Raw genomic sequence first — 20,279 nt, 5'->3', positions numbered from 1 at the left:
CGATGTGGCACCCGGCGCGGAAGTGGGTGCCCGCCCCTTGACGTCCGCATGTGTCAGACCGTCAGAATCTGTTTGTTCACGATCAGTTGTGATGAGTTATGGGCCCTGATGAGGGAGAGCCGCCTTGACAGTCACTCGAAGATCGGTATTGATCGCAGGAACCGCCGCACCCACGGCCGCGGCGTTCGCGGGCGCCGCCGACGCCCGGGCGGCCTCGTCCGGGCACGCGACCGGCCGCAGCACCGTCGAACTCCGCGACGGCTGGCGCTTCGCCCTGGTCGACCCGGGCGGGATCACCGACCCGACCGGGGCGTACGAGGGCGCCGCGCGGCCCGGTTACGACGACTCCGCCTGGCGCGAGGTGGCCGTCCCGCACGACTGGAGCATCGAGCAGACCCCCACCACGGAGCACGGCACCACCAGCGGCACCGGGTTCTTCCCGGGCGGCCTCGGCTGGTACCGCATCGCCTTCACCCTGCCTCCCGCCCTCGCCGGCAAGCGGATATCGGTGGAGTTCGACGGCGTGTACATGGACTCGTACGTCTACTGCAACGGCACCGAGGCCGGCCGACACCCCTACGGATACACGGGGTTCGCCCTCGATCTCACCGAGCTGCTGCACACGGACGGCAGCACCGCCAACGTCATCGCGGTCAAGGTCCAGAACCAACTCCCCAGCAGCCGCTGGTACTCGGGCAGTGGCATCTACCGCGACGCCCGTCTCGTGGTCACCGAACCGGTGCACGTCGAGCGCTGGGGCACCCACGTCACGACCCCGGACATCACCGAGCGACGGGCGGTCGTCCGCGCCCGCACGAGCGTGGTCAACCGGACCGGCGCCGCGGCCGAGGTCCAGGTGATCTCGACGGTCGTCGGCCCCGACGGCCGGACCGCGGCCCGCACGTCCACCACCGCGACGGTCGGCGACCGCGCCGACGAGACCCATGAACTCGTCGTCGAGCGACCGAAGCTGTGGGACTTCGCGACCCCGGGCCACCGCTACACCCTGGAGACCGAACTGCGCGTCGGCGGCACGACCGTCGACACCTGCCGCACGTCCTTCGGTATCCGTTCGTTCCGCTTCGACCCGGACGAGGGTTTCCATCTCAACGGCACCCACGCCAAGATCAAGGGTGTCGACCTCCATCACGACCAGGGCGCCCTCGGCGCGGCCGTCAGCGTCGACGCCGTGCGCCGGCAGATGACCGTCATGAAGTCGATGGGGGTCAACGCCTTCCGCACCTCCCACAACCCGCCCTCTCCGCAGATGATCCAGGTCTGCGAGGAGCTGGGCATCGTGATGATGGTGGAGGCCTTCGACTGCTGGCGCACCGGCAAGACGAGGTACGACTACGGCCGCTTCTTCGACGAGTGGTGCGAGAGGGACGCCACCGAGATGGTCCTCGCGGCCCGCAACTCGCCCGCCGTGGTCCTGTGGTCCATCGGCAACGAGATCCCCGACTCCACCTCGACCGCCGGACTGGCCATGGCCGACCGTGTCATCGGCGCCATCAGGGCCGCGGACGACACCCGGCCCCTGGTCATCGGCTCCGACAAGTACCGGCGCGTGCCCGCCAAGGGCTCCGCGGCCGACCTCATGCTCGCCAAACTGGACGGGCTCGGTCTCAACTACAACACCGCACAGTCGGTGGACGCGCTGCACGCCGCCTACCCCCGTCTCTTCCTCTTCGAGTCGGAGTCCTCCTCCGAGACCTCCACCCGCGGCACCTACCAGGAGCCGCAGCACCTCAACACCGGCGAGAACCACACACCGGGCCGGCGCGCGACCTCCTCGTACGACAACAACCTCGCCTCCTGGACCATGAGCGGCGAGTACGGCCACAAGAAGGACCGGGACCGGAAGTGGTTCGCGGGCCAGTTCCTCTGGTCGGGGATCGACTACATCGGCGAGCCCACGCCCTACGACGTCTTCCCGGTCAAGGCGTCGTTCTTCGGCGCGGTCGACACCGCGGGCTTCCCCAAGGACATGTACCACCTGTTCCGGAGCCAGTGGGTGAGCGAGCCCATGGTCCATCTGGTGCCCATGACCTGGAACCACGACCTGGGCGACACGGTCGAGGTGTGGGCGTACGCGAACGTCGACACCGTGGAGCTCTTCCTCAACGGAAAGTCCCTCGGCACAAGGAAGTTCGACACGAAGCGAACCGTCGACGGCCGTACCTACCTGGAGACCACCGAGGCGACCGGCGACGACAAGACGTTCACCTCGGGCCCCTACCCGGGCAGCTACACCAGCCCGAACGGCAGCGCGGGCAGACTCCACCTCACCTGGAACGTGCCCTACGCACCTGGGGAGCTGAAGGCGGTGGCCCGCCGCGACGGGCGAACCGTCGCCACCGACGTGCTGCGCACCGCCGGCCCACCGCACCGGGTCCGCCTCACCCCGGACCGCAAGTCCACGCCCGCGGACGGCCGTTCACTGGTCTTCGTGACGGCGGAGGTGGTCGACGCCCGGGACGTGGTCGTGCCCGACGCCCAGCACCTGATCGAGTTCGAGACCCACGGAGGCTCGCTCGCCGGTCTCGACAACGGCCGGGAGGAGAGTGCCGAGCGCTATCAGGCGAGCACCCGGACCGCCTTCCACGGCAAGGCACTCGCCATCGTCCGCAGCGGCACGCGCCCGGGAACACTGCGGGTGACGGCCCGCTCCGAGGGCCTGCGGAGCGGCACCGTCTCCGTGCCCGCCACCACGGCGCGCACGACGGCGACCACCCCGGCCCCCCGCTTCGCACCCGACCCGGGACCCGGCGCCCCCGCCTACCCGTTCGCCGACGCCGGTTACTCGGGGCGCCCGGACTCCCTGCCCGCCGCCATGCTCGACGGTGACCCGGCCACCGGCTGGTCCAACGCCTTCGTCAAGTCGGCGACGGCTCTGCTGCCGGCCTTCAGCGGAGCCCCCCCCGAGGACTGGGTCTCGGTCACCTGGGCGCGCCCCCGTGCCGTCGACCGCGTCGAGGTCTCCTTCACCGTCGACGCGACGCACGCCCTGCCCGCCTCGGCCGAGGTCTCGGTGTGGGACGGCGAGCGGTACGTGCCGGTGAGGGGAACGGCCGTCGACTGGGCCACCGCGTCCGACGCCCCGACCGTGATCACCTTCGACCGGGCCCGCGGGTCACGGCTGCGGATCCTCCTGACCAGCGGGCACCCCGGAGCCCCCGACGGCGGGCTGCGCATCAGCAGGCTGGAGGTCCCGGTGGTCTGAGCGATCGCGATGCTCGTGCTCGGTCAGCGTGTGGAGCTCGGCCGGGCCGAGCGGGCGGTGCGCCTCGACGTACTCGCCGTGCGGCAGGCGGGTGATCACGCCGGTCGCACGGCCGTGCGCCACCAGCTCGCGGTCCCGCTGCCGCAGCCCCAGACAGAGGCGGCGGGTCACCGTGAAGACGAGGACCGGGACGACGAACAGGGAGACCCGCACGGCCCAGGTCACGGCGTTGATGGACAGATGCAGACGGGTCGCCACGATGTCGTTGCCGCCGCCCGCGAGCAGGATCAGATACACACTGATCCACGCCGCCCCGATCGCCGTACGCACCGGCCGGTTGCGCGGGCGGTCCAGGAGATGGTGCTCGCGCCGGTCCCGGGTGAACCGGGCCTCCACGAACGGGTAGACGCCGATGGCGACCAGGAGCAGGGGGAAGACCACGACGGGGACGAGCACACCGAGGACCAGTGTGTGCCCCCCGACCTGGATCTCCCACCCCGGCATGACACGCACCAGGCCCTCGGCGAAGCCCAGGTACCAGTCCGGCTGGGCGCCCGTCGACACCTGGTCGGCGCGGTAAGGGCCGTACGCCCAGACCGGGTTGACGGTCGCGACCGCCGCGACCAGCGTGATGACGCCGGACACCAGGAAGAGGAAGCCGCCCGCCTTCGCGAGGTACACCGGCAGGAACGGCGTCCCCACGACGTTGCGTTCGGTCTTTCCCGGTCCCGCGAACTGGGTGTGCTTGTGGTACACGACGAGGATCAGATGCGCGACGACGAGCGCGGCCATGATCCCCGGGATCAGCAGGACGTGCAGGGAGTAGAAGCGGGACACGATGTCATGGCCGGGGAACTCCCCGCCGAACAGGAAGAACGACAGATACGTGCCGACCACCGGCACCGACAGCAGTGCGCCGTCCACGAACCGCAGCCCCGTCCCGGACAGCAGGTCGTCCGGCAGCGAGTAGCCGAACAGGCCCTCGAACATGCCGAGGAGCAGCAGCGTCCAGCCGAACACCCAGTTCACCTCGCGGGGTTTGCGGAACGACCCCGTGAAGAAGTGCCGCATCATGTGCGTCAGCATCGCCGCCAGGAAGATCAGCGCGGCCCAGTGATGGATCTGCCGGATGAGCAGCCCGCCGCGCACGTCGAAACTGATGTCGAGCGTGGACGCGTACGCCTCCGACATGCGGATGCCGTTCAGCGGGACGTAACCGCCGTGGTACGTCACCTCGTTCATCGACGGATGGAAGAACAGCGTCAGGTACACCCCGGTGAGGACCAGCACCACGAAGCTGTACAGGCAGATCTCGCCGAGCAGGAAGGACCAGTGGTCCGGGAAGACTTTGCGCAGATACCGCCTGCCGAGGGTGTGCAGGCCGAGGCGGCCGTCGAACCAGTCGGCGAGACGCTCACCGGAGGACGTCCTCCCCGATGTGGTCACGGTGTCCGTCATGCGTGCTCCTCCTCGGTCTCGTCGGTCTCCTCGGCCCGCCGTACGCGCGCGAGCTTCTCGGGGTTGGTCACGATGTACACGTCGGACACCTGCTCGCCGTCCGGGGTCAGGTCCATGACCATCACGGCGTACGGCGACTCGCCCGCGAAGAGCACCGCGGAGTCGTCGCCGTTGACCCGGCGGTAGCGGATGTCGAGGCCGCTGCCGCGCCGGGCCGCGTAACCCGCGAAGAGCCGGGCCGCCTTGTCCCGGCCGTGCACCGGTCGCAGCCCCGCCGGCGCCTTGCCGCCGCCGTCCGTCCACACGGTCACGTCCGGCGCGAGGATCTCCATCAGCGCGGCGATGTCCCCGCCGAGCGCCGCCTCGACGAAACGCTCGGTCGCCTGGCGGCGGACACGGGGATGGGCCCGGTAGAGCGGGCGGCGGGCGTGCACGTGCTCCCGCGCCCGGTGCGCGAGCTGGCGCACCGCCGCCGGACTGCGGTCGATGACCTCCGCGATCTCGGTGTGGGCATAGCCGAACACCTCGTTGAGGACGAAGACCGCCCGCTCCAGCGGGGTCAGTGACTCGAGGACCACGAGCATCGCCAGCGACACCGACTCGGTGCGCAGGGTGCGGTCGGCCGAGTCGCCGGGGGCGGCCTCGTCGAGCAGCGGCTCCGGGAGCCAGGGCCCCACGTACGTCTCGCGGCGCCGGGTGATCGCGGCGCGGCGGGCGAGGGCGTGGTTCACGGCGATCCGCACGAGATAGGCGCGCGGGTTGGTGATCGCCTCCAGCGGCGCACGCCGGGCTCGGCCCGTCCACGACAGCCAGGTCTCCTGGAGGACGTCCTCGGTGTCGGCGACGCTGCCGAGGATGTTGTAGACGATCGCGAAGAGCAGCTCGCGCTGGTCGACGAAGACCTGCGTGGCGCTCTCGGTCCTCTCGGACATGCCATTCCTCCCCTGGGTGCGCTCACCACTGCGAGCCCCGGAGGGGGTCCGAATGTGACATGAGGAGGCCGGAAAGTGACGTACGTCTCACGGCGTCACGCGGTCCCCGCGCCCCGCCCTCTTGAACGTGAGTCCGATGCCCGGCACCGCCCGGCACCCAACTCGGCACTAGGAGACAGACATCGTGTTCAAGAAATGGCACGGCAATCCCTGGGCGATCCTCATCACGCTCTCCCTGGGCTTCTTCATGACCCTGCTCGACCTGACCATCGTCAACATCGCGATCCCCGACATGGGGCAGGACCTCGACGCCTCCCTGGACGAGATCCTCTGGGTCGTCAACGCCTACACGCTCGCCCTGGCCGTGCTGCTCATCACCGCGGGCCGGCTCGGCGACCTGCGCGGCAAACGCGCCCTCTTCCTGTCCGGCGTCGCCCTGTTCACCCTCGCCAGCCTCGCCTGCGGACTGGCACGGGACCCGGCCCAACTGATCGCGTTCCGGGCGGTCCAGGGCCTGGGCGCCGCGCTGCTCATGCCACAGACCCTGTCGATCATCGCGGAGGTGTTCCCGGCCGACCGGCGCGGTGCCGCGATGGGCGTCTGGGGCGCGGTCGCGGGCATCTCCGGCGCGCTCGGCCCGATCATCGGCGGCGCGCTGATCACCCACCTGGACTGGCGGTGGATCTTCTTCGTGAACCTGCCGCTGGGGGCGCTGGTGCTGGTGCTCGCCGTGGCGATCATCCCGGCCTCGCGCGGCACGGTCCGCCACCGCTTCGACACCCCCGGCGTCCTGCTCGCCTCAAGTGCCCTGTTCTGCTTGGCCTTCGGGCTGACCGAGGGACAGCGCTACGACTGGAACGGCTGGATCCTGGCCCTGTTCGGCGCCGCGGCGCTGCTCTTCGCCGGGTTCCTCGGCCATGAGCGCGGCCGGCAGGGCGACGACCCGCTCGTCCCGTTCTCGCTCTTCAGGGACCGCAACTTCACCCTCATCAACTTCGTCGGTGTCACGGTGTCCTTCGGTGTGATCGGGATGTTCCTGCCGCTGACGATCTACCTTCAGTCCGTACTGGGCTTCAGCGCCCTCAAGTCCGGGCTCGTCCTGCTGCCCCTCGCGATCGGCTCGTTCGTGACGGCGGGACCCGCCGGAGTCCTCGCGGACAAGGTCGGCGGCAAGTTCATCCTGATGACCGGGCTGCTGGCCTGGGCCGCGGCCCTGGTGTGGATCGTGGCCGCGGTGGACGTGGGGTCGAGCTGGACGGCGGTCGCCTTTCCGCTGCTGCTCGCGGGCCTGGGGGCGGGGTTCACCTTCGCGCCGATGGCCACCGAGGTCATGCGCAACGTGCCCGCGAGGCTCTCCGGAGCCGCGTCCGGCCTCAACAACGCGCTCCGACAGGTCGGTTCGGTGCTCGCGGGTGCCGTCGTCGGCGCCGTGCTCCAGGCCCGGCTGGCGTCCGCGCTCCCCGACCAGGCCCGGGAGCGCGCCGGCCGGCTGCCGGCCGCGTACCGCGACGGTTTCCTCGGCGCCTTCTCCAAGGGGGAGGCCGACGTGAACGCGGGGCAGTCGGCGCGGGTGCCGGCCGGCGTCCCGCGCGACGTCGCGGACCGGATGCGTGAACTCGGCGGCCAGGTCTTCGGCCACGGGTTCGTGCACGCGATGGGACCCGCCGTCCTGGTCGCCGCGGCCGTTCTGCTGAGCGGCGCGCTGGCCTGTCTCGCCGTACGCCGTCACCGGGGGCCGTCGGCCAACCCGCACGCCCTGCCCGTGTACGAACCCGAACTGGAGGAAGCGGCCTCATGACCACCGACACCATCGATCTCACCGTGATGTACGCGGCCCACGAGGCCTTCCGGCGCGACCTGGAGCGCCTCGCGGAGGCCGCGAAGGACGGCACCGCGTCCTCTCCTCGGGTCCGCGCGGGCTGGGACAACTTCAGGCACCAGCTGCACCTCCACCACACCGCCGAGGACAGCGATCTGTGGCCGCGCGTGGAGCGCGGGGTCGCGGGGCGGCCCAGGGACGTCGCCCTGCTGGCCGCCATGGAGGCGGAGCACGCCGGCCTCCATGCGCTGCTGACGGCCGTCGACACCGCGCTGCGCGACCGGTCGGCCGAACTCCCCGCGTGTGTGCACGCGTTGGCGGCGGCACTCGACGACCACCTCACGCACGAGGAGGACAGCGCCCTTCCGCTCGTCCAGGAGGTACTGACGCCGGCGGACTGGGGCGCCTTCACCGGGAAGATCCGCCAGGCACAGGGGCTGCGCGGGGCCGCGCTCTTCGTGCCGTGGATCGTCGACGGTGCCCCGGCCGCCGACCGGGCCCGGTTCCTCGGCGCGCTGCCGCCGCCCGTGCGGGTCCTCAACCGGCTGTTCTGGGAAGGGGGTTACCGCAGGCGCGGGTTGTGGAGGGCCTGAACCCGAGAACACCCGGGCGGGGCCTCGGCTCCGTCCGGCCGCCCGGCGTGCGTCCCGGGGCCGCCGGCCGAGGGCGGGAGGATCGGGGCCGGCGGCCGGTTTCGCGCGGGAGAGCCGCCGTCCCGCGCGGGGCCTCCGAGAAGGGCCGGGTTCCAGTGGACCATCGGGTCGCGTGCGCCGGGAGCGTGTGACGGGCTCCGGCGCGAGCGCGCGGTTCACACGGGGCGCGATGAAATATCGAAAGCCGGTGCGAGCGGGGCGAGTTGTCGAAGCAATTGACCAACTTTCAAAAGTGCGGATGTTGCTCGGTCGCCTTGTTGGTCATGAGCGTGTTGTGCGAGGGTGAACTTACTGCGTGTGGTCAATGGCCGGGTGTGAAATCCGTGTTCGTCATTTCGGATTGTCAGCGAGCTCGAAAGGCTCCGGACGAAGGTCTTCGCCGGCCTTCCCGCCCGGCTGTTCTCCCGGCGCATCGCCAAAAGGGCACGCACAGGGCGGGGCCGCTTTTCGACGGCCGGAAACAGCCCGTGTGCCACCTTGCACCGTGGAAGGAACCCGCTCCGTGCTCACCCCCCACCCCCCTCGTCCCGCCCATCCTCCCGGCGGTGCCTTCGGCGCGTGCGACGAGAGTCTCGCCGCCCGGCTGAGAGGCCGACCGGAGGGCGGGGCCACGCAGTCCGTCGCCCTGCTGATGGCACGGCACTGGCAGGCGACGTACGACTACTCGGTCATCTGTCTCGCCTCTTCGTCGCACGTCGCCTCGATGATCGCCGCGACCTCCTTCCACTACGCGCTCGACTGCCTGATACGCGGTGAGTCCGGAGCGGCCCTGCGGCCCCGGCTCCTGGTGACGGTGCGGGACACCGTCAAGGAATGGTCCGCGGAGGACCGGATATCCGGTGTTCTGCCGGATGTGGGGAAACCCGCCGGTGGCCGCGGTATGCGGGTGGCGGGATCCATGACGGCCGAAAACCGGAGGCTCGCCGAGCGTGCCTTCCACGCGCTCCCGGGTTCCGCCCAGTGTCTGCTGTGGCACACCGAGGTCGAGGCCGAACCCATATCCGTACCGGCCGGTCTGTCGGGCATGGACATCGGAACCGCGACGGCCGCTCTGGATCGGGCACGCGGGCAATTCCGCCAGGGTTGTGTGCGCGCCCATCGGGAACTCGCGCCGAGCGCGGAATGCGGTCGCTACAACCGGCTCCTGGATGTCCCGACGCGTTTCGGCGGCGCGCTGTCGCCGGAAGACCGGCACCATCTCGCGGGGTGCGCCCACTGCCGACACGCCGAGGAGCAACTCGACCACTGTGAAGGCGAGTTGGGTGTTCTGCTGGCCGAAGCGGTGCTCGGCTGGGGCGCCCGCCGCTATCTCGACACCCGTTCGGGGGGCGTGCGGCCGGGAGTGCGCCCCCTGGACGGACCGGCGCCCGGAGGCGGACGTTCGGACGCTCCCGGCGACCTCCGGGGCGAGGGTGCCTCGGGAGGTCGCGGAGGGCCGGGCGGGAACGGAGGCCGCGCGGCGGACGGCCCTCCCGGGAGCGGCGGACGCCATCGGCTGCTGGCGGGGATTCCCGCGCCGGGCCACCGTGTCCCGGCCGGGCAGGCGCGCTCCAGGGCCCTGCTCACGGGGGCGGGCACCGTCTCCGCCCTGCTGCTAGTGAGCGTCCTCGCGGTGAGCCTGCGGCCCTCCGGCGACGGCGGCGCCGACCCGGCCGCCTCCACCGGCGTCGGCAGCAGCCACACCGTTCCGGCCGCCCCGGGTTCCTCGCCACCGAACTCGGCCGGACTGCCCACCGGTACCGAGCGCACCCGGCTGCGCAACCTCGCCGCCGGCCTGTGCCTCGACGTCCGGGGCGGCAGGGCGACGTCCGGCGCGGAGACCGAGCTGGCCGTCTGCTCCTCCGCCAGGACCCAGCAGTGGTCGTACGGGGACGACGGGCTGCTGCGCAGTGCCGCCGACCCCGGAATGTGCCTGGACTCCGGGGCGGTCGACGGTGTCGTCGCGCTGAACCGCTGCGCCGGTCCGGGGGACGCCCACGGCGACGACGTCCGCTACGACCTCACCGTACGGGGCGAGTTGCTGCCTCGCGCGCGGAGCGGGCTCGCGGTCACACCCGGCTCCACGGACCCGTCCGCCGTGGTCGTGGTCAAGGACCGAAGCGGTGCCGACGCGCAGCGCTGGCGCCGGGACCCTTCGTCGGCCGCACCCCAGTCGCTGTCGATCGCGGGCACGGCGGGCACGGCGGGTGCGTCGGAGCGACCCCTCACCGAGCCGGCGTCCGCCGGCGGCACGACGAGGGGACGGCGGGGCGGACAACCGGGCCAACCGTCCGCCGAGCGGTGGACGGGCGAACCCGGCGTCCCGGGGGCGACCGCGCCGGACGCGCCCGAGGAACCTCGCCCGGTACGCGCGGACGATCACGCGAACGCCGTCGCCGTGCCACCGCCGCCGGTGCGACTGCCCATGGCGGCGGACGGGCCGGTCCTCTGAGGCACGCGGTCCCCCGGCGCGCACGAGCCGCCGGGGGACCGGGGCGTGCCGCGCAGGTCCCGTCGTCGTCCGGCCGGAGGGCGGGCCAGGTCTCGTGAGGCAGGAGTCGCGGGGCGGACGGGACCTCCGCGACCCACCCCGGTCCCGCCGGAAGGGACCGGGGTGCCGGGCGAGCCGGCGCCGTGCCGCGAGGACGTACCGTGCCGTTCCGCGGCGTCGGCGGGTGTTGGCCTGTGCCGTTCCGCGGCGTCGGCCCGTGCCGTTTCGCGGCGTCGGCCCGGGCCGTGTCGCCGGGACGGGTGAGCCGTGTCGTGGGGGCGGCGGAGCCCTCTACGACACCACGTCCCGCGGCGGCTTGCCCGCCACGAAGTCCGCGGCGTTCTGGACCGCGGCCAGCGCGATCCGGACCAGGGTCTCCCGCGTGACCCCCGCGACGTGCGGCGAGAGCACCACGTTCGGGGACTTGAGCAACCGCAGTGCCGCCGTGGGCGGTTCGGGATCGAAGACGTCGAGACCCGCGCCGGCCAGAGCACCCGCGTCGAGAGCGTCCGCGAGGGCGTCCTGGTCGATCAGGGCGCCCCGCGAGGTGTTGACGACGAAGGCGGTGGGCTTGAGGAGCGCGAGGCGTTCGGCGTCGAGCAGGTGCCGGGTCGTCTCGGTGAGCGGCGCGTGCAGCGTGACGTAGTCCGACGTCCGCAGCAGCTCGTCGAGTTCGACATGGCGGGCGCCGCCGAGCCGCGCCTCCGCCTCCGCGCCGACGGACTGGGGACCGGCGTACACGATCGACATGTCGAAGGCGACCGCGCGCCGGGCGACCTCCTCACCGATGTGACCGAGCCCGACGATGCCGAGGGTCTTGCCGGACAGCTCGGTGATGGACCGCTGAAGCCGCGGCAGCGCCCAGTCGGCGTCGACGAGCGCGGTGTGGGCCGGGATCAGCTGCTTGGCGAGGGCGAGCATGAGGGCGAAGGTCTGCTCGGCCACGTTCTGCTTCTCGGCGCCGCTGGAGCCGATGTTGCACACCGGCACCCCCTTGGCGCGGGCGGCGTCCAGGTCCACGTAGTCGAAGCCGTGGCTGGCGCACTGCACCAGTTCCAGGTCCGGTGCGGCGGCCAGGTGCTCGGCGGTCACCGGGGCGAGGCCGGTGATGATGACCTGGGCCTCGCGCAGCGCGCCGGGGTCCTCGTCGGTCGTCTCGACGACGGTGACGCGGACCTCACCGGGGAAGACCCCGGCCAGCGCGGCTCCGGCGGTGCGACCGCCCACGTGTGCCGAGACCACGGCGAGTACGTTCTTCACGGTGTTTCCTCGATCAGGTCGTCGGGGCCGAGGCCGGTCGGGCGGGAGTGTCCGGACAGGGCGAGGGTGAGGTCGAACTCCGCGAGCAGACAGCGGATCACGTGTTCGACGCCCGCCTGTCCGTCGAGGCCGAGCCCGTAGGCGTACGGCCGTCCGACGAGCACGGCCCGTGCGCCGAGGGCGAGCGCCTTGAAGATGTCGTCGCCGGTACGGACGCCGCTGTCGAACAGGACGGTCAGCCGGTCGCCTGCCGCCTCGACCACCCGGGGCAGCGCGTCGGCGGCCGCGACCGACCCCGCCACCTGCCGCCCGCCGTGGTTCGAGACCACCACACCGTCCATCCCCGCGTCGGCCGCGCGCCGGGCGTCGTCCGGGTGCAGGATGCCCTTGAGGACGATCGGCCCGTCCCAGTTCTCCCGCAGGAAGGCCAGGTCCGGCCAGGTCTTCCCGGGGTCGGCGAACATCCCCACGAAGTGCATCACGGCCGCGTTCGGGTCCTCGTGCACCGGCTTGGCCAGACCCGCCTGGAACGCCGGGTCGGAGAAGTGGTTCGCGGTGCCGACGCCGTGCAGGAACGGCAGATACGCCTGGTCGAGGTCACGGGGACGCCAGGCCAGCAGGGGAGTGTCCAGCGTGACGAACAGGGCCGTGTACCCAGCGGCCTTCGCCCGGGTCAGGAAGCTCCGGGTGACCTCGCGGTCCTTCGCCCAGTACAGCTGGAACCAGCGCTCCGCGTCGCCCATCGCCTCGGCGACCTGCTCCATCGGCGTACTGGAAGCCGAGGACAGGATGTACGGGACACCCTGCGCGGCGGCGGCCCGCGCGGCGGCGGACTCCGCGTCCGGATGCATGATCGAGAGGACGCCCACCGGCGCCAGCGCCAGCGGCGCGGGCAGCGCACGCCCCAACACCTCCACGGACAGGTCGCGTTCGTGGACGTCACGCAGCATGCGCGGCACGATCCGGCGCCGGTCGAGCGCCTCCCGGTTGGCCCTGGCCGTACTGCCGTTGCCCGCGCTGCCCGCCACATAGCCGACCGGACCCGGTCCGAGCCGTTGCTCGGTGAGCTCCTCCAGCCGTGTCAGATCGGTCGGCAGCCGCGGTACGGCTCCCGTCATCCCGTTCAGATAGATCTCGTACTGGAAGTCGGCCCAGTGCTTCGCCATCCGTACGTCCCGCCTCTCGTCCCTGAGACCGCGCTGTACGCCGTCGATCCTGGCGAGTGTGACAAGGTCCGTCCACCGTGGTGCGCACATCGCGCGGCTGGGATCATCACCTGGTGACAAAGAGGCCCGTGGACGTCAGGGAACGCGTCCGGCAGGAGATGGTCGCAGATCCGCGTGTCGTGGAGGCGGTCGTCGCCGCCGTGCACGAACGGGTCCCGGCCTACGCCGCGCTCGACGACAGCCGGCTGCCGGAGGTACGGGCCATCGCGGCCTGGGGCCTGGAGCGTCTGCTCCACCTGTGGGCCACCGACACCGGCCTGGGAGCGTCGGACCTGCGGCGCTTCCGGGGCATCGCGGCGGCCCGCGCGGCCGACGGGCGCCCCGTGCAGGCGGTGCTGCGCGCCTACCGGGTCGCGGCGACGGTCCTCACGGACGAGATCGCCGCCCGCGCGCCACGGCTGAGCGCGAAGGACGCCCTGGCGCTCACCAGGATGCTGCTGACCGCCCTCGACACCCTCTCCGAGGAGATGGCCACCGCGTACGCCGCCACCAGCGAGGACCTCGGGGCGGACCGGGACCGGGCGCTGCGGCTGCTCCTCGACGACCTGATCGCGGGGCGGCACGCCTCGGTGGGCGCGCTGACCGACCGCTCGGCCCGCCTGGGCGTCCAACTCCCCGACCCCGCCTGCCTGCTGGTGGCGGAGCCGGCCGGCCCGGACCGCCCCGAACCGACGCACGACGTGGTGACGGCCCTGCGGGACGCGCTGGACACCGTCGGCACCCCCGGCGTCACGTCCCCGACGACCGTACGGGGCCACCGCGCCGTCCTGCTGCTGCCCGCCGCTGCCGCCACGGCGGCCGGACCGGCGCTCCACGCGCTGGACCTGCGCGGCTGCGCGATCACGACGGAGAGCCTGGACCGGATCGCCCTCGCCCACCGGCTGGCCGCCGACGCCCTCGACACCGCGCCCGCCCACGCCTACCGGGGAGGCCGGCTCCTCACCGACGCCGACGCCCATGTCCTCGCGCTGCTCGCCGGGCATCCGGCCGCGCCCCCGGACCACATCGCCCGTCTGGTGCTCGGGCCGCTCACCGATCCGGGGCAGGGACACCTGCTGGCGGCGCTCACCGCGTACCTCGACACGGGTTCGGCGAACGCCGCCGCACGCGAACTCCATCTCCACGCCCAGTCGCTGCGCTACCGACTGCGCCGCGTCAGTGAACTGACGGACCGCGACCCACGAGACGCGTGGCAACGGCTCACCCTGGACATAGCCCGCACCATCAGGCCCTGAGCGGCCGGCCCGTCCGCTCAGCCCCGTCCGCTCAGCCCCGTCCGCTCAGCCCCGTCCGCCCGGCGCGGGAGAGGGACCGACCGGCGGCCGGGTCTCCTGTGCCGGGTCACCGACACGGGCCGTGGCCCTGACCGGTGCGCCGTCCGCTCCCGCCAGGCGCAGCGGGAACAGGAAGACCTCGACGGACCGGCCCGCCGCCTGGGCCTCGGCGAGGCGGTCGAGTCCGGTCAGGTTCTCGGCGACGACCCCTCCCGCGCCGCAGAGCACCCGGTGGGCGGGCAACTGCGCCCCACCCGTGGGGTCCACGCTCAGCGCGTCGACGGCCACGGTGCGCACGCCCGCGGTGACCAGAGCCCGGGCGGCCTCCGGGGTGAGCCACGGGTGCGCCGCGTAGTGGTCGGTGCCCCAGTGCGCCGACCACCCGGTGGCGAGCAGGAGGATCCCGTCCGGTCGCGGGCCGAGGAGGCCGAGGGCCGGCGCGAGGTGGTCCGGGGTGATCGGTTCCCGCGCCGCCAGGCCCCGGACGTCGGCCACCACCGCCGCTCCCGCGAACCGTTCCAGCGGCAGATCGTCCAGCGTGGGCCATGACTCGTCCACGTGGTAGGGCGCGTCCACATGCGTGCCGGACTGCGAACCCATGTGCAGCCCGAGGACGTTGACGCCGTGCTCGGCGACGTTCAGCGCCCTGGTCACCTCGACCCGGGGGTCACCGGGATAGACGGGCATCCCGGTGACCACGGGGACGGACAGATCGACCCAGCCCATCAGTCGCCCTCGGCGGCGAGGACCGGAGCCGAGCCGTCCGTGTGGGAGCCGCCCGGATCGGTGCCCGGCCCGGTGATCGCCGGGACGGGGACGTCGACCGTACGGGCGAGCCGCGCGCCCTGCGGCCCGTACACGGCGCGGGGCTCGGGGAAGACCCGCAGCAGCGTCAGGAACAGCACCGCGGCGACGGCCAGCGACAGCGGCAGACTGATGTCGACGCCGCCCGCCAGATCGCCCAGCGGCCCGACGAACTGCCCGGGGATGTCGGTGAACAGCACACCGACCACCGCGGCCACCCACCAGGCCGTCATGCCCCGCCAGTTCCAGCCGTGCGAGAACCAGTAGCGGCCGCCACGCCGGCGGCGGTTGAAGACCTGCAACGCGTCGGGGTCGTACCAGCCGCGCCGGGTGTAGAAGCCCAGCATCATCACGACCATCCACGGAGTGGTGCAGGTGATGATCATCGTGGCGAACGTGGAGATGGACTGGACGAGGTTCAGACCGAAGCGGCCGACGAAGATGAAGGCGATCGACAGGACCCCCACCACCAGCGTGGCCTGGACCCGCGACAGCCGCGGGAACACCGACGAGAAGTCGAGCCCGGTCCCGTACAGCGAGGTCGTGCCCGTCGACATGCCGCCGATCAGTGCGAGCAGACACACCGGCAGGAAGAACCAGCTCGGGGAGACGGCCAGCAGTCCGCCCACGAAGTCGGGGGCGTCCGGATCGACGTACTCCGGAGCCTTCGTCGCGATGATGCTGGCGGTGGCCAGTCCGAAGACGAACGGCAGCAGGGTCGCGATCTGCGACAGGAACGCGGCGCCGACGACCCTGCGGCGCGGCGCGTCGGCCGGGATGTAGCGCGACCAGTCGCCGAGGAACGCGCCGAAGGACACCGGGTTCGAGAGCACGATCAGCGCCGAACCGATGAAGGACGGCCAGAACAGCGACCGGGTGGCCGCGTCCGCGGAGGCGGTGAAGACACCCGCGTAGGAGGGGTCGAAGTCACCGGCGAAGGCGAACGCGCCGAGCAGGAAGAGCACGGTCGCCGAGGCCACCGCGATCTTGTTGACGAAGAGCATGAACCGGAAGCCGTAGACGCACACGGCGAGCACCAGACCGGCGAACAGCGCGTACGCGACGACGTACGACAGATTGCCGCGCTCCAGGCCGAAGAGCCGGTGGGCGCCGCCGACCAGGGCGTCGCCGGAGCTCCACACCGAGATGGAGAAGAAGGCGACGGCGGTGAGCAGGGAGAGGAAGGAGCCGACCACCCGCCCGTGCACGCCGAGGTGCGCGGACGAGGACACGGCGTTGTTCGTGCCGTTGACCGGGCCGAACACCGCCATCGGACAGAGGATCAGCGCGCCCGCCACCACACCGAGGAGCGTGGCCGCGAGTCCCTGCCAGAAGGAGAGGCCGAAGAGGATGGGGAAGGCCCCGAGAACACAGGTGGAGAAGGTGTTCGCGCCGCCGAAGGCGACCCGGAACAGGTCGAGCGGGGACGCGCTGCGGTCCGCGTCGGGGATCCGCTCGACGCCGTGGGTCTCGACCTCGGTGAGGGACGGAGAGGGGGTCGGGGAGTTGTCGGACAAGAGTGCTCCAGCGAAGTGCCTGTACCCGGACGGGCGGTGGAGCGCGTTGTGGCGCCGGGAGAAGGATGGCCGGTTGTCGCCGCTGGGGTGTGCGGAGTGAGCGGGGGCCGTCCTCGTGGGGTCCGCCGACGATAAGGCGGCACCGATCAGCGGCACCAGAGGACGGATCATCCACCCTCACGGCCGCCGTGGGATGTTTCCTCCACCATGGCGGCCGGTCCGTCATCGCCACTTCACCACTCGTTCACTCCGCCGGTCCGTCGTCTCCCGGCTACTCCTCCTCGTCGGTCTCGGCGGCGGGAGTGTCACGCGGCCCGGCGTCCGGCCCCTGGGCCCGGACCCGCTCCACGTGTTCGAGCGAGTCGCGCAGCTCCGTCAGCCAGTCGTCGGTGTGGCGCTGTACGAGGCGGACGCACCAGGCGAGCGCGTCGCTGCGGCTGCGGGCCACGCCGGCGGCGATGAGGGTGTCGAGGACCTGGCGCTCGGGCTGGCGCAGCCGGGTCATGACGGGCGCGGCGACGTGGGTGAACAGCGCGCGTTCGCCGCCGCACTCGACCCCCCAGGACACCTTCCTGCGGAAGCGGTGCTCCGCCTCGCGCGCGACCGCGACCCGGTCCTCGCGGGTGCGCTCACGGAACTCCTGGACGCGTGCCTGGACGGCGGCCGCCCGCTCGGCGTCCGAGGCGCCCTCGGCGAGCCTGGGCTCCGGGACGCGGCCGACGACGGTGATCTCCTCGCGGTCGACGGTCACCTCCGCCAGGCTCTCGAAGAGATCGTCGGGAAGGCGGCCGGCGAACCAGCCGCGCACCTGCTCTCGGTGCTCTGCTGTAATCATGTAATGACGATTACTCGACCGCGCTGGATGCGCAAGGGGCGCGGGGCGCTGTCCGCCGTGGGCTGAAGGGGGCGGCGCGGGGCCAGGAGGCGCGCCGAGCGGAATGTTTCAGGCCTATTGCGAAGCCGGGGAAATCCGGCCAGGAAGGTGCCCCGGGCGATCATCGGCCGCGCCGTTGTGGGGGTCGAACGTTCGAGTTTCGTTACTTCGCGCCAGTGATTCAATACTCAAAGTTACCGAAACGCGTGGGGTCGATGTGTGTTTCCCGTGTGGACTCGGCAGACTCGCGCTCGCCGCACCGACACACACCGAGCCGGTGCCGCATTCAACCGAGCGGAAGGATGCACACAATGCCGAACACCGCGCGCTGGGCAGCGACTCTCACCCTCGCGGCCACCGCCGTCTGCGGGCCCCTCGGAGGGTCCGCCCTCGCCACCCCCGCCGCCCCCGCCCTCGCCCCCTCCGGGCTGTACGCCCCCTCGGCCTTGGTGCTCACCACGGGGCACGGACAGAGCGCCGACACCGCCACTCCGGAACGCGCGGTCACGCTGAACTGCGCGCCGACCGCCTCCGGCACCCACCCCGCCGCCGTCCAGGCCTGCGCCGAACTCCGCGGTGCCGGCGGCGACTTCGACTCCCTGTCGGTCAGAGACGGCGCCTTGTGTACGAAGCAGTTCGATCCCGTGGTCGTCACGGTGGCCGGCGTCTGGCAGGGCAAGCGGGTCACGTACGAACGGACCTTCGCCAACGAGTGCGTGAAGAACTCCTACGGGACGACCGTCTTCACGTTCTGAGAGACCGGGATCGCGCGCTTTTCGTGAGCATCGATCGGGGCGCGTAGCTGGGGAGTGCGAGCCCCGTCGCGGAGCGCAGCGTGATCTCGCACCGAGGGTCGGCCGGGCGGAGTGGGGCCTCCGGCCGGCCCTCGGCATGTTCCGGGCCCGCCCGGGTGGCTCAAGCCGCCCGGGCCTCACGCGGTTTGGCCCACTGGGAAGTTCTTGGAGCGCCGCCCCGGGGACGGCACCCACCGGGCCCGTCGGCCGCCACGCCGGGCCCGGCCGGGGCCGCGGCGGCCCCCACCGCGGGCTCCGCGCGGAGCAGTCGGGTCACCGTTCCGAGTCTGCGGGAATGCGCGGACCGGCCCGGTGCCGTAGCCCTGGATCATGAGTGTTCTGGGTGACGTGGACCGACGGGTGTTCCGGCATGTGGCGGCGGCGCGGCTGCCGGGTGCGGATCCGGCGCTGCGGAGGCTGAGCCACGCCGCCGATCACGGCCGGCTGTGGCTCGGCGCGGCGGCCGGCCTCGCGCTCGTCGGAGACGGCACCGGCCGACGGGCGGCGCTGCGGGGACTGGGCGCGCTCGCGCTGGCCTCGCTGACCGTCAACACCGTGGCCAAGTGGAGCACCCGGCGCCCCCGCCCGCTGCTGGACCTCGTACCGCCGATCCGCCGCCTCGCCCAGCAGCCGCACACCACCTCCTTCCCCTCCGGGCACTCCGCGTCGGCCGCGGCCTTCGCCACCGGAGTCGCCCTGGAGTCGGCCGGACACGGCGCCCTGGTCGCGCCCTTCGCGGCGGCGGTCGCCTTCTCACGGGTGTACGTGGGCGTGCACTACCCCGGTGACGTGCTGGCCGGAGTGGCGATCGGAGTCGGGGCGGCCGTTCTCACCGCGCGCTGGTGGCCGCCGCGCCCGGCGCTCCCGGGGCGGGAACGGCCCTCGGTCTCCGCCCCGGTCCTGCCCGGCGGCGCGGGTCTCGTCGTCCTCGTGAACGCCGGGGCGGGCACCGAGGAGGCCGGGGCGCCGTCGCCCCTCGAACGGCTGGGCGCGCTGCTGCCCGGGGCCGAACTGGTCGAACACGGCCCGGGGGACGACTTCGCCGCGCTGCTCGACCGGGCGGTCGCGCGGGCCGTGGCGGCGGGCGGTGCGCTCGGGGTGTGCGGGGGAGACGGCAGCGTCAACGCCGCCGCGCGGGCGGCGGCCGAACGCGGGCTCGCGCTGGCGGTGTTCCCCGGCGGCACGTTCAATCACTTCGCCCAGGACGTGGGCGTCCCGGGCTTCGAGGACACCGCCGCCGCGGTCGGCCGTGGTGAGGCGGTGCGGGTGGATCTGGGCGTGGCGAGGCCGGGGACCGGTTGCGAGGTGCGGTTCCTCAACACCTTCAGCATCGGCCTGTATCCCGAACTCGTCCGGATCCGCGAGCGCCTGGAGGACCGCTGGGGCAAGGGGCCCGCCGCGGCGGTCGCCCTGGTGCGGGTCCTGCGTACCGCGACCCCGGTCGAACTGCGCCTCAACGGCCGTGACCGACGTCTGTGGCTGCTCTTCGCGGGCAACGGGCGCTACGAACCTGAGGGTTTCGCTCCTGCCTTCCGGCCCCGCTTGGACGACGGACTCCTCGATCTGCGGCTCATCGACGGCGCTCACCGCCTCGCCCGCACCCGGGTGGTGGTCTCCGCCCTCGTCGGTGCGCTCGGCCGCTCCCGGGTGTACCGCGCCGAGGCGGTGCCCTGGGTCGAGCTGGCGGAGCTGGGCGGCACGCGGACGCTCGCGTACGACGGTGAAGTCGCGCCCGCGCCCGAGGGGTTGAGGCTGGAGAAGGAGCGGCGCGCACTCGTCGTGTACCGGCCGGCCGCGGAGCGGAGCGCGAACGGCGGGCCGGGCGGGCGGGCCGCCGCGGCCGGCGGCCGCCGCGACGGGAGGAGGGGCGGCCCGCGCCCCCGCCACAGCCGCCCCCCCGGTTAGGGGGGGTAAAACCCGGTTAAAAAATTGGTTAGGGTTAAAAAAAAAAAAACTGGCGCACAAAAAAGAAATT

General features: G+C 72.4%; 14 protein-coding genes. 7 read left to right on the top strand and 7 right to left on the bottom strand.

Going from position 1 to position 20,279, the window contains the following annotated elements:
- Positions 1–124 precede the first annotated feature (124 nt).
- Positions 125–3,223 (top strand): glycoside hydrolase family 2 TIM barrel-domain containing protein, encoded by a 3,099-nt coding sequence (locus ACFV2J_RS23000; protein ID WP_385440303.1) that lies wholly within the window; start codon positions 125–127, stop codon positions 3,221–3,223.
- Here ACFV2J_RS23000 and ACFV2J_RS22995 read toward each other — a convergent pair.
- Both ACFV2J_RS22995 and sigJ read right to left on the bottom strand, forming a co-directional pair.
- The gene (locus ACFV2J_RS22995) at positions 3,134–4,681 is read right to left on the bottom strand and encodes a cytochrome bc complex cytochrome b subunit (RefSeq protein WP_385081733.1); all 1,548 of its coding nucleotides are present in this window, start codon (positions 4,679–4,681) and stop codon (positions 3,134–3,136) included. The genes ACFV2J_RS23000 and ACFV2J_RS22995 overlap by 90 nt on opposite strands.
- Positions 4,678–5,613 carry an RNA polymerase sigma factor SigJ gene (gene sigJ, locus ACFV2J_RS22990; protein WP_385081734.1) on the bottom strand — a complete coding sequence of 312 codons (936 nt, stop codon included), beginning with the start codon at positions 5,611–5,613 and terminating at the stop codon, positions 4,678–4,680. The genes ACFV2J_RS22995 and sigJ overlap by 4 nt, the downstream gene beginning before the upstream one ends.
- A gap of 184 nt (positions 5,614–5,797) precedes the next feature.
- Between sigJ and ACFV2J_RS22985 the strand changes: the two genes are divergently transcribed.
- The 3 genes from ACFV2J_RS22985 (at position 5,798) to ACFV2J_RS22975 (ending at position 10,516) form a co-directional block, all read left to right on the top strand.
- Positions 5,798–7,411, top strand: a complete 1,614-nt coding sequence (locus ACFV2J_RS22985; protein WP_385081735.1) for an MFS transporter — start codon at positions 5,798–5,800, stop codon at positions 7,409–7,411.
- A complete protein-coding gene (locus ACFV2J_RS22980) occupies positions 7,408–8,025 on the top strand; it encodes a hemerythrin domain-containing protein (RefSeq protein ID WP_385081736.1) in 618 nt (205 codons plus the stop codon). Before ACFV2J_RS22985 ends, ACFV2J_RS22980 begins: the two co-directional genes overlap by 4 nt.
- Positions 8,026–8,587: 562 nt before the next feature.
- Positions 8,588–10,516, top strand: coding sequence for a ricin-type beta-trefoil lectin domain protein (locus ACFV2J_RS22975; protein ID WP_385440298.1), 1,929 nt, complete (start codon positions 8,588–8,590; stop codon positions 10,514–10,516).
- Between the two features lie 330 nt (positions 10,517–10,846).
- Here the strand turns inward: ACFV2J_RS22975 and ACFV2J_RS22970 are convergent, their stop codons facing one another.
- Positions 10,847–11,815, bottom strand: a complete 969-nt coding sequence (locus tag ACFV2J_RS22970; protein WP_385092926.1) for a 2-hydroxyacid dehydrogenase — start codon at positions 11,813–11,815, stop codon at positions 10,847–10,849.
- Entirely contained in the window at positions 11,812–12,981 is a 1,170-nt protein-coding gene (locus ACFV2J_RS22965; RefSeq protein WP_385092929.1) for a lactate 2-monooxygenase, read from the bottom strand. The genes ACFV2J_RS22970 and ACFV2J_RS22965 overlap by 4 nt, the downstream gene beginning before the upstream one ends.
- Positions 12,982–13,094: 113 nt before the next feature.
- Between ACFV2J_RS22965 and ACFV2J_RS22960 the strand changes: the two genes are divergently transcribed.
- A complete protein-coding gene (locus tag ACFV2J_RS22960) occupies positions 13,095–14,276 on the top strand; it encodes a PucR family transcriptional regulator (RefSeq protein ID WP_385440294.1) in 1,182 nt (393 codons plus the stop codon).
- 45 nt (positions 14,277–14,321) lie between these two features.
- Here ACFV2J_RS22960 and ACFV2J_RS22955 read toward each other — a convergent pair whose 3' ends face one another.
- The 3 genes from ACFV2J_RS22955 to ACFV2J_RS22945 all read right to left on the bottom strand — a co-directional run bounded on the left by ACFV2J_RS22955 (position 14,322) and on the right by ACFV2J_RS22945 (position 17,471).
- Positions 14,322–15,041 carry a cyclase family protein gene (locus ACFV2J_RS22955; RefSeq protein WP_385440291.1) on the bottom strand — a complete coding sequence of 240 codons (720 nt, stop codon included), beginning with the start codon at positions 15,039–15,041 and terminating at the stop codon, positions 14,322–14,324.
- The gene (locus tag ACFV2J_RS22950) at positions 15,041–16,636 is read right to left on the bottom strand and encodes a purine-cytosine permease family protein (RefSeq protein WP_385092935.1); all 1,596 of its coding nucleotides are present in this window, start codon (positions 16,634–16,636) and stop codon (positions 15,041–15,043) included. Before ACFV2J_RS22950 ends, ACFV2J_RS22955 begins: the two co-directional genes overlap by 1 nt.
- Before the next feature lie 271 nt (positions 16,637–16,907).
- Positions 16,908–17,471: a hypothetical protein gene (locus ACFV2J_RS22945; RefSeq protein WP_385092937.1), complete on the bottom strand. Its 564-nt coding sequence runs from the start codon at positions 17,469–17,471 to the stop codon at positions 16,908–16,910.
- Between the two features lie 350 nt (positions 17,472–17,821).
- Here ACFV2J_RS22945 and ACFV2J_RS22940 point away from each other — a divergent pair, with 350 nt between their 5' ends.
- Positions 17,822–18,265 carry a protease inhibitor gene (locus ACFV2J_RS22940; protein ID WP_385092940.1) on the top strand — a complete coding sequence of 148 codons (444 nt, stop codon included), beginning with the start codon at positions 17,822–17,824 and terminating at the stop codon, positions 18,263–18,265.
- 369 nt (positions 18,266–18,634) lie between these two features.
- Positions 18,635–20,209: a bifunctional phosphatase PAP2/diacylglycerol kinase family protein gene (locus tag ACFV2J_RS22935; RefSeq protein WP_385440286.1), complete on the top strand. Its 1,575-nt coding sequence runs from the start codon at positions 18,635–18,637 to the stop codon at positions 20,207–20,209.
- Positions 20,210–20,279: the final 70 nt, after the last annotated feature.

This window comes from Streptomyces sp. NPDC059668 (assembly GCF_042734135.1).
Classification (GTDB): domain Bacteria; phylum Actinomycetota; class Actinomycetes; order Streptomycetales; family Streptomycetaceae; genus Streptomyces.
The sequence above is the reverse complement of the archived record's forward strand: the minus strand, read 5'-3'. Positions and strand labels throughout refer to the sequence as shown.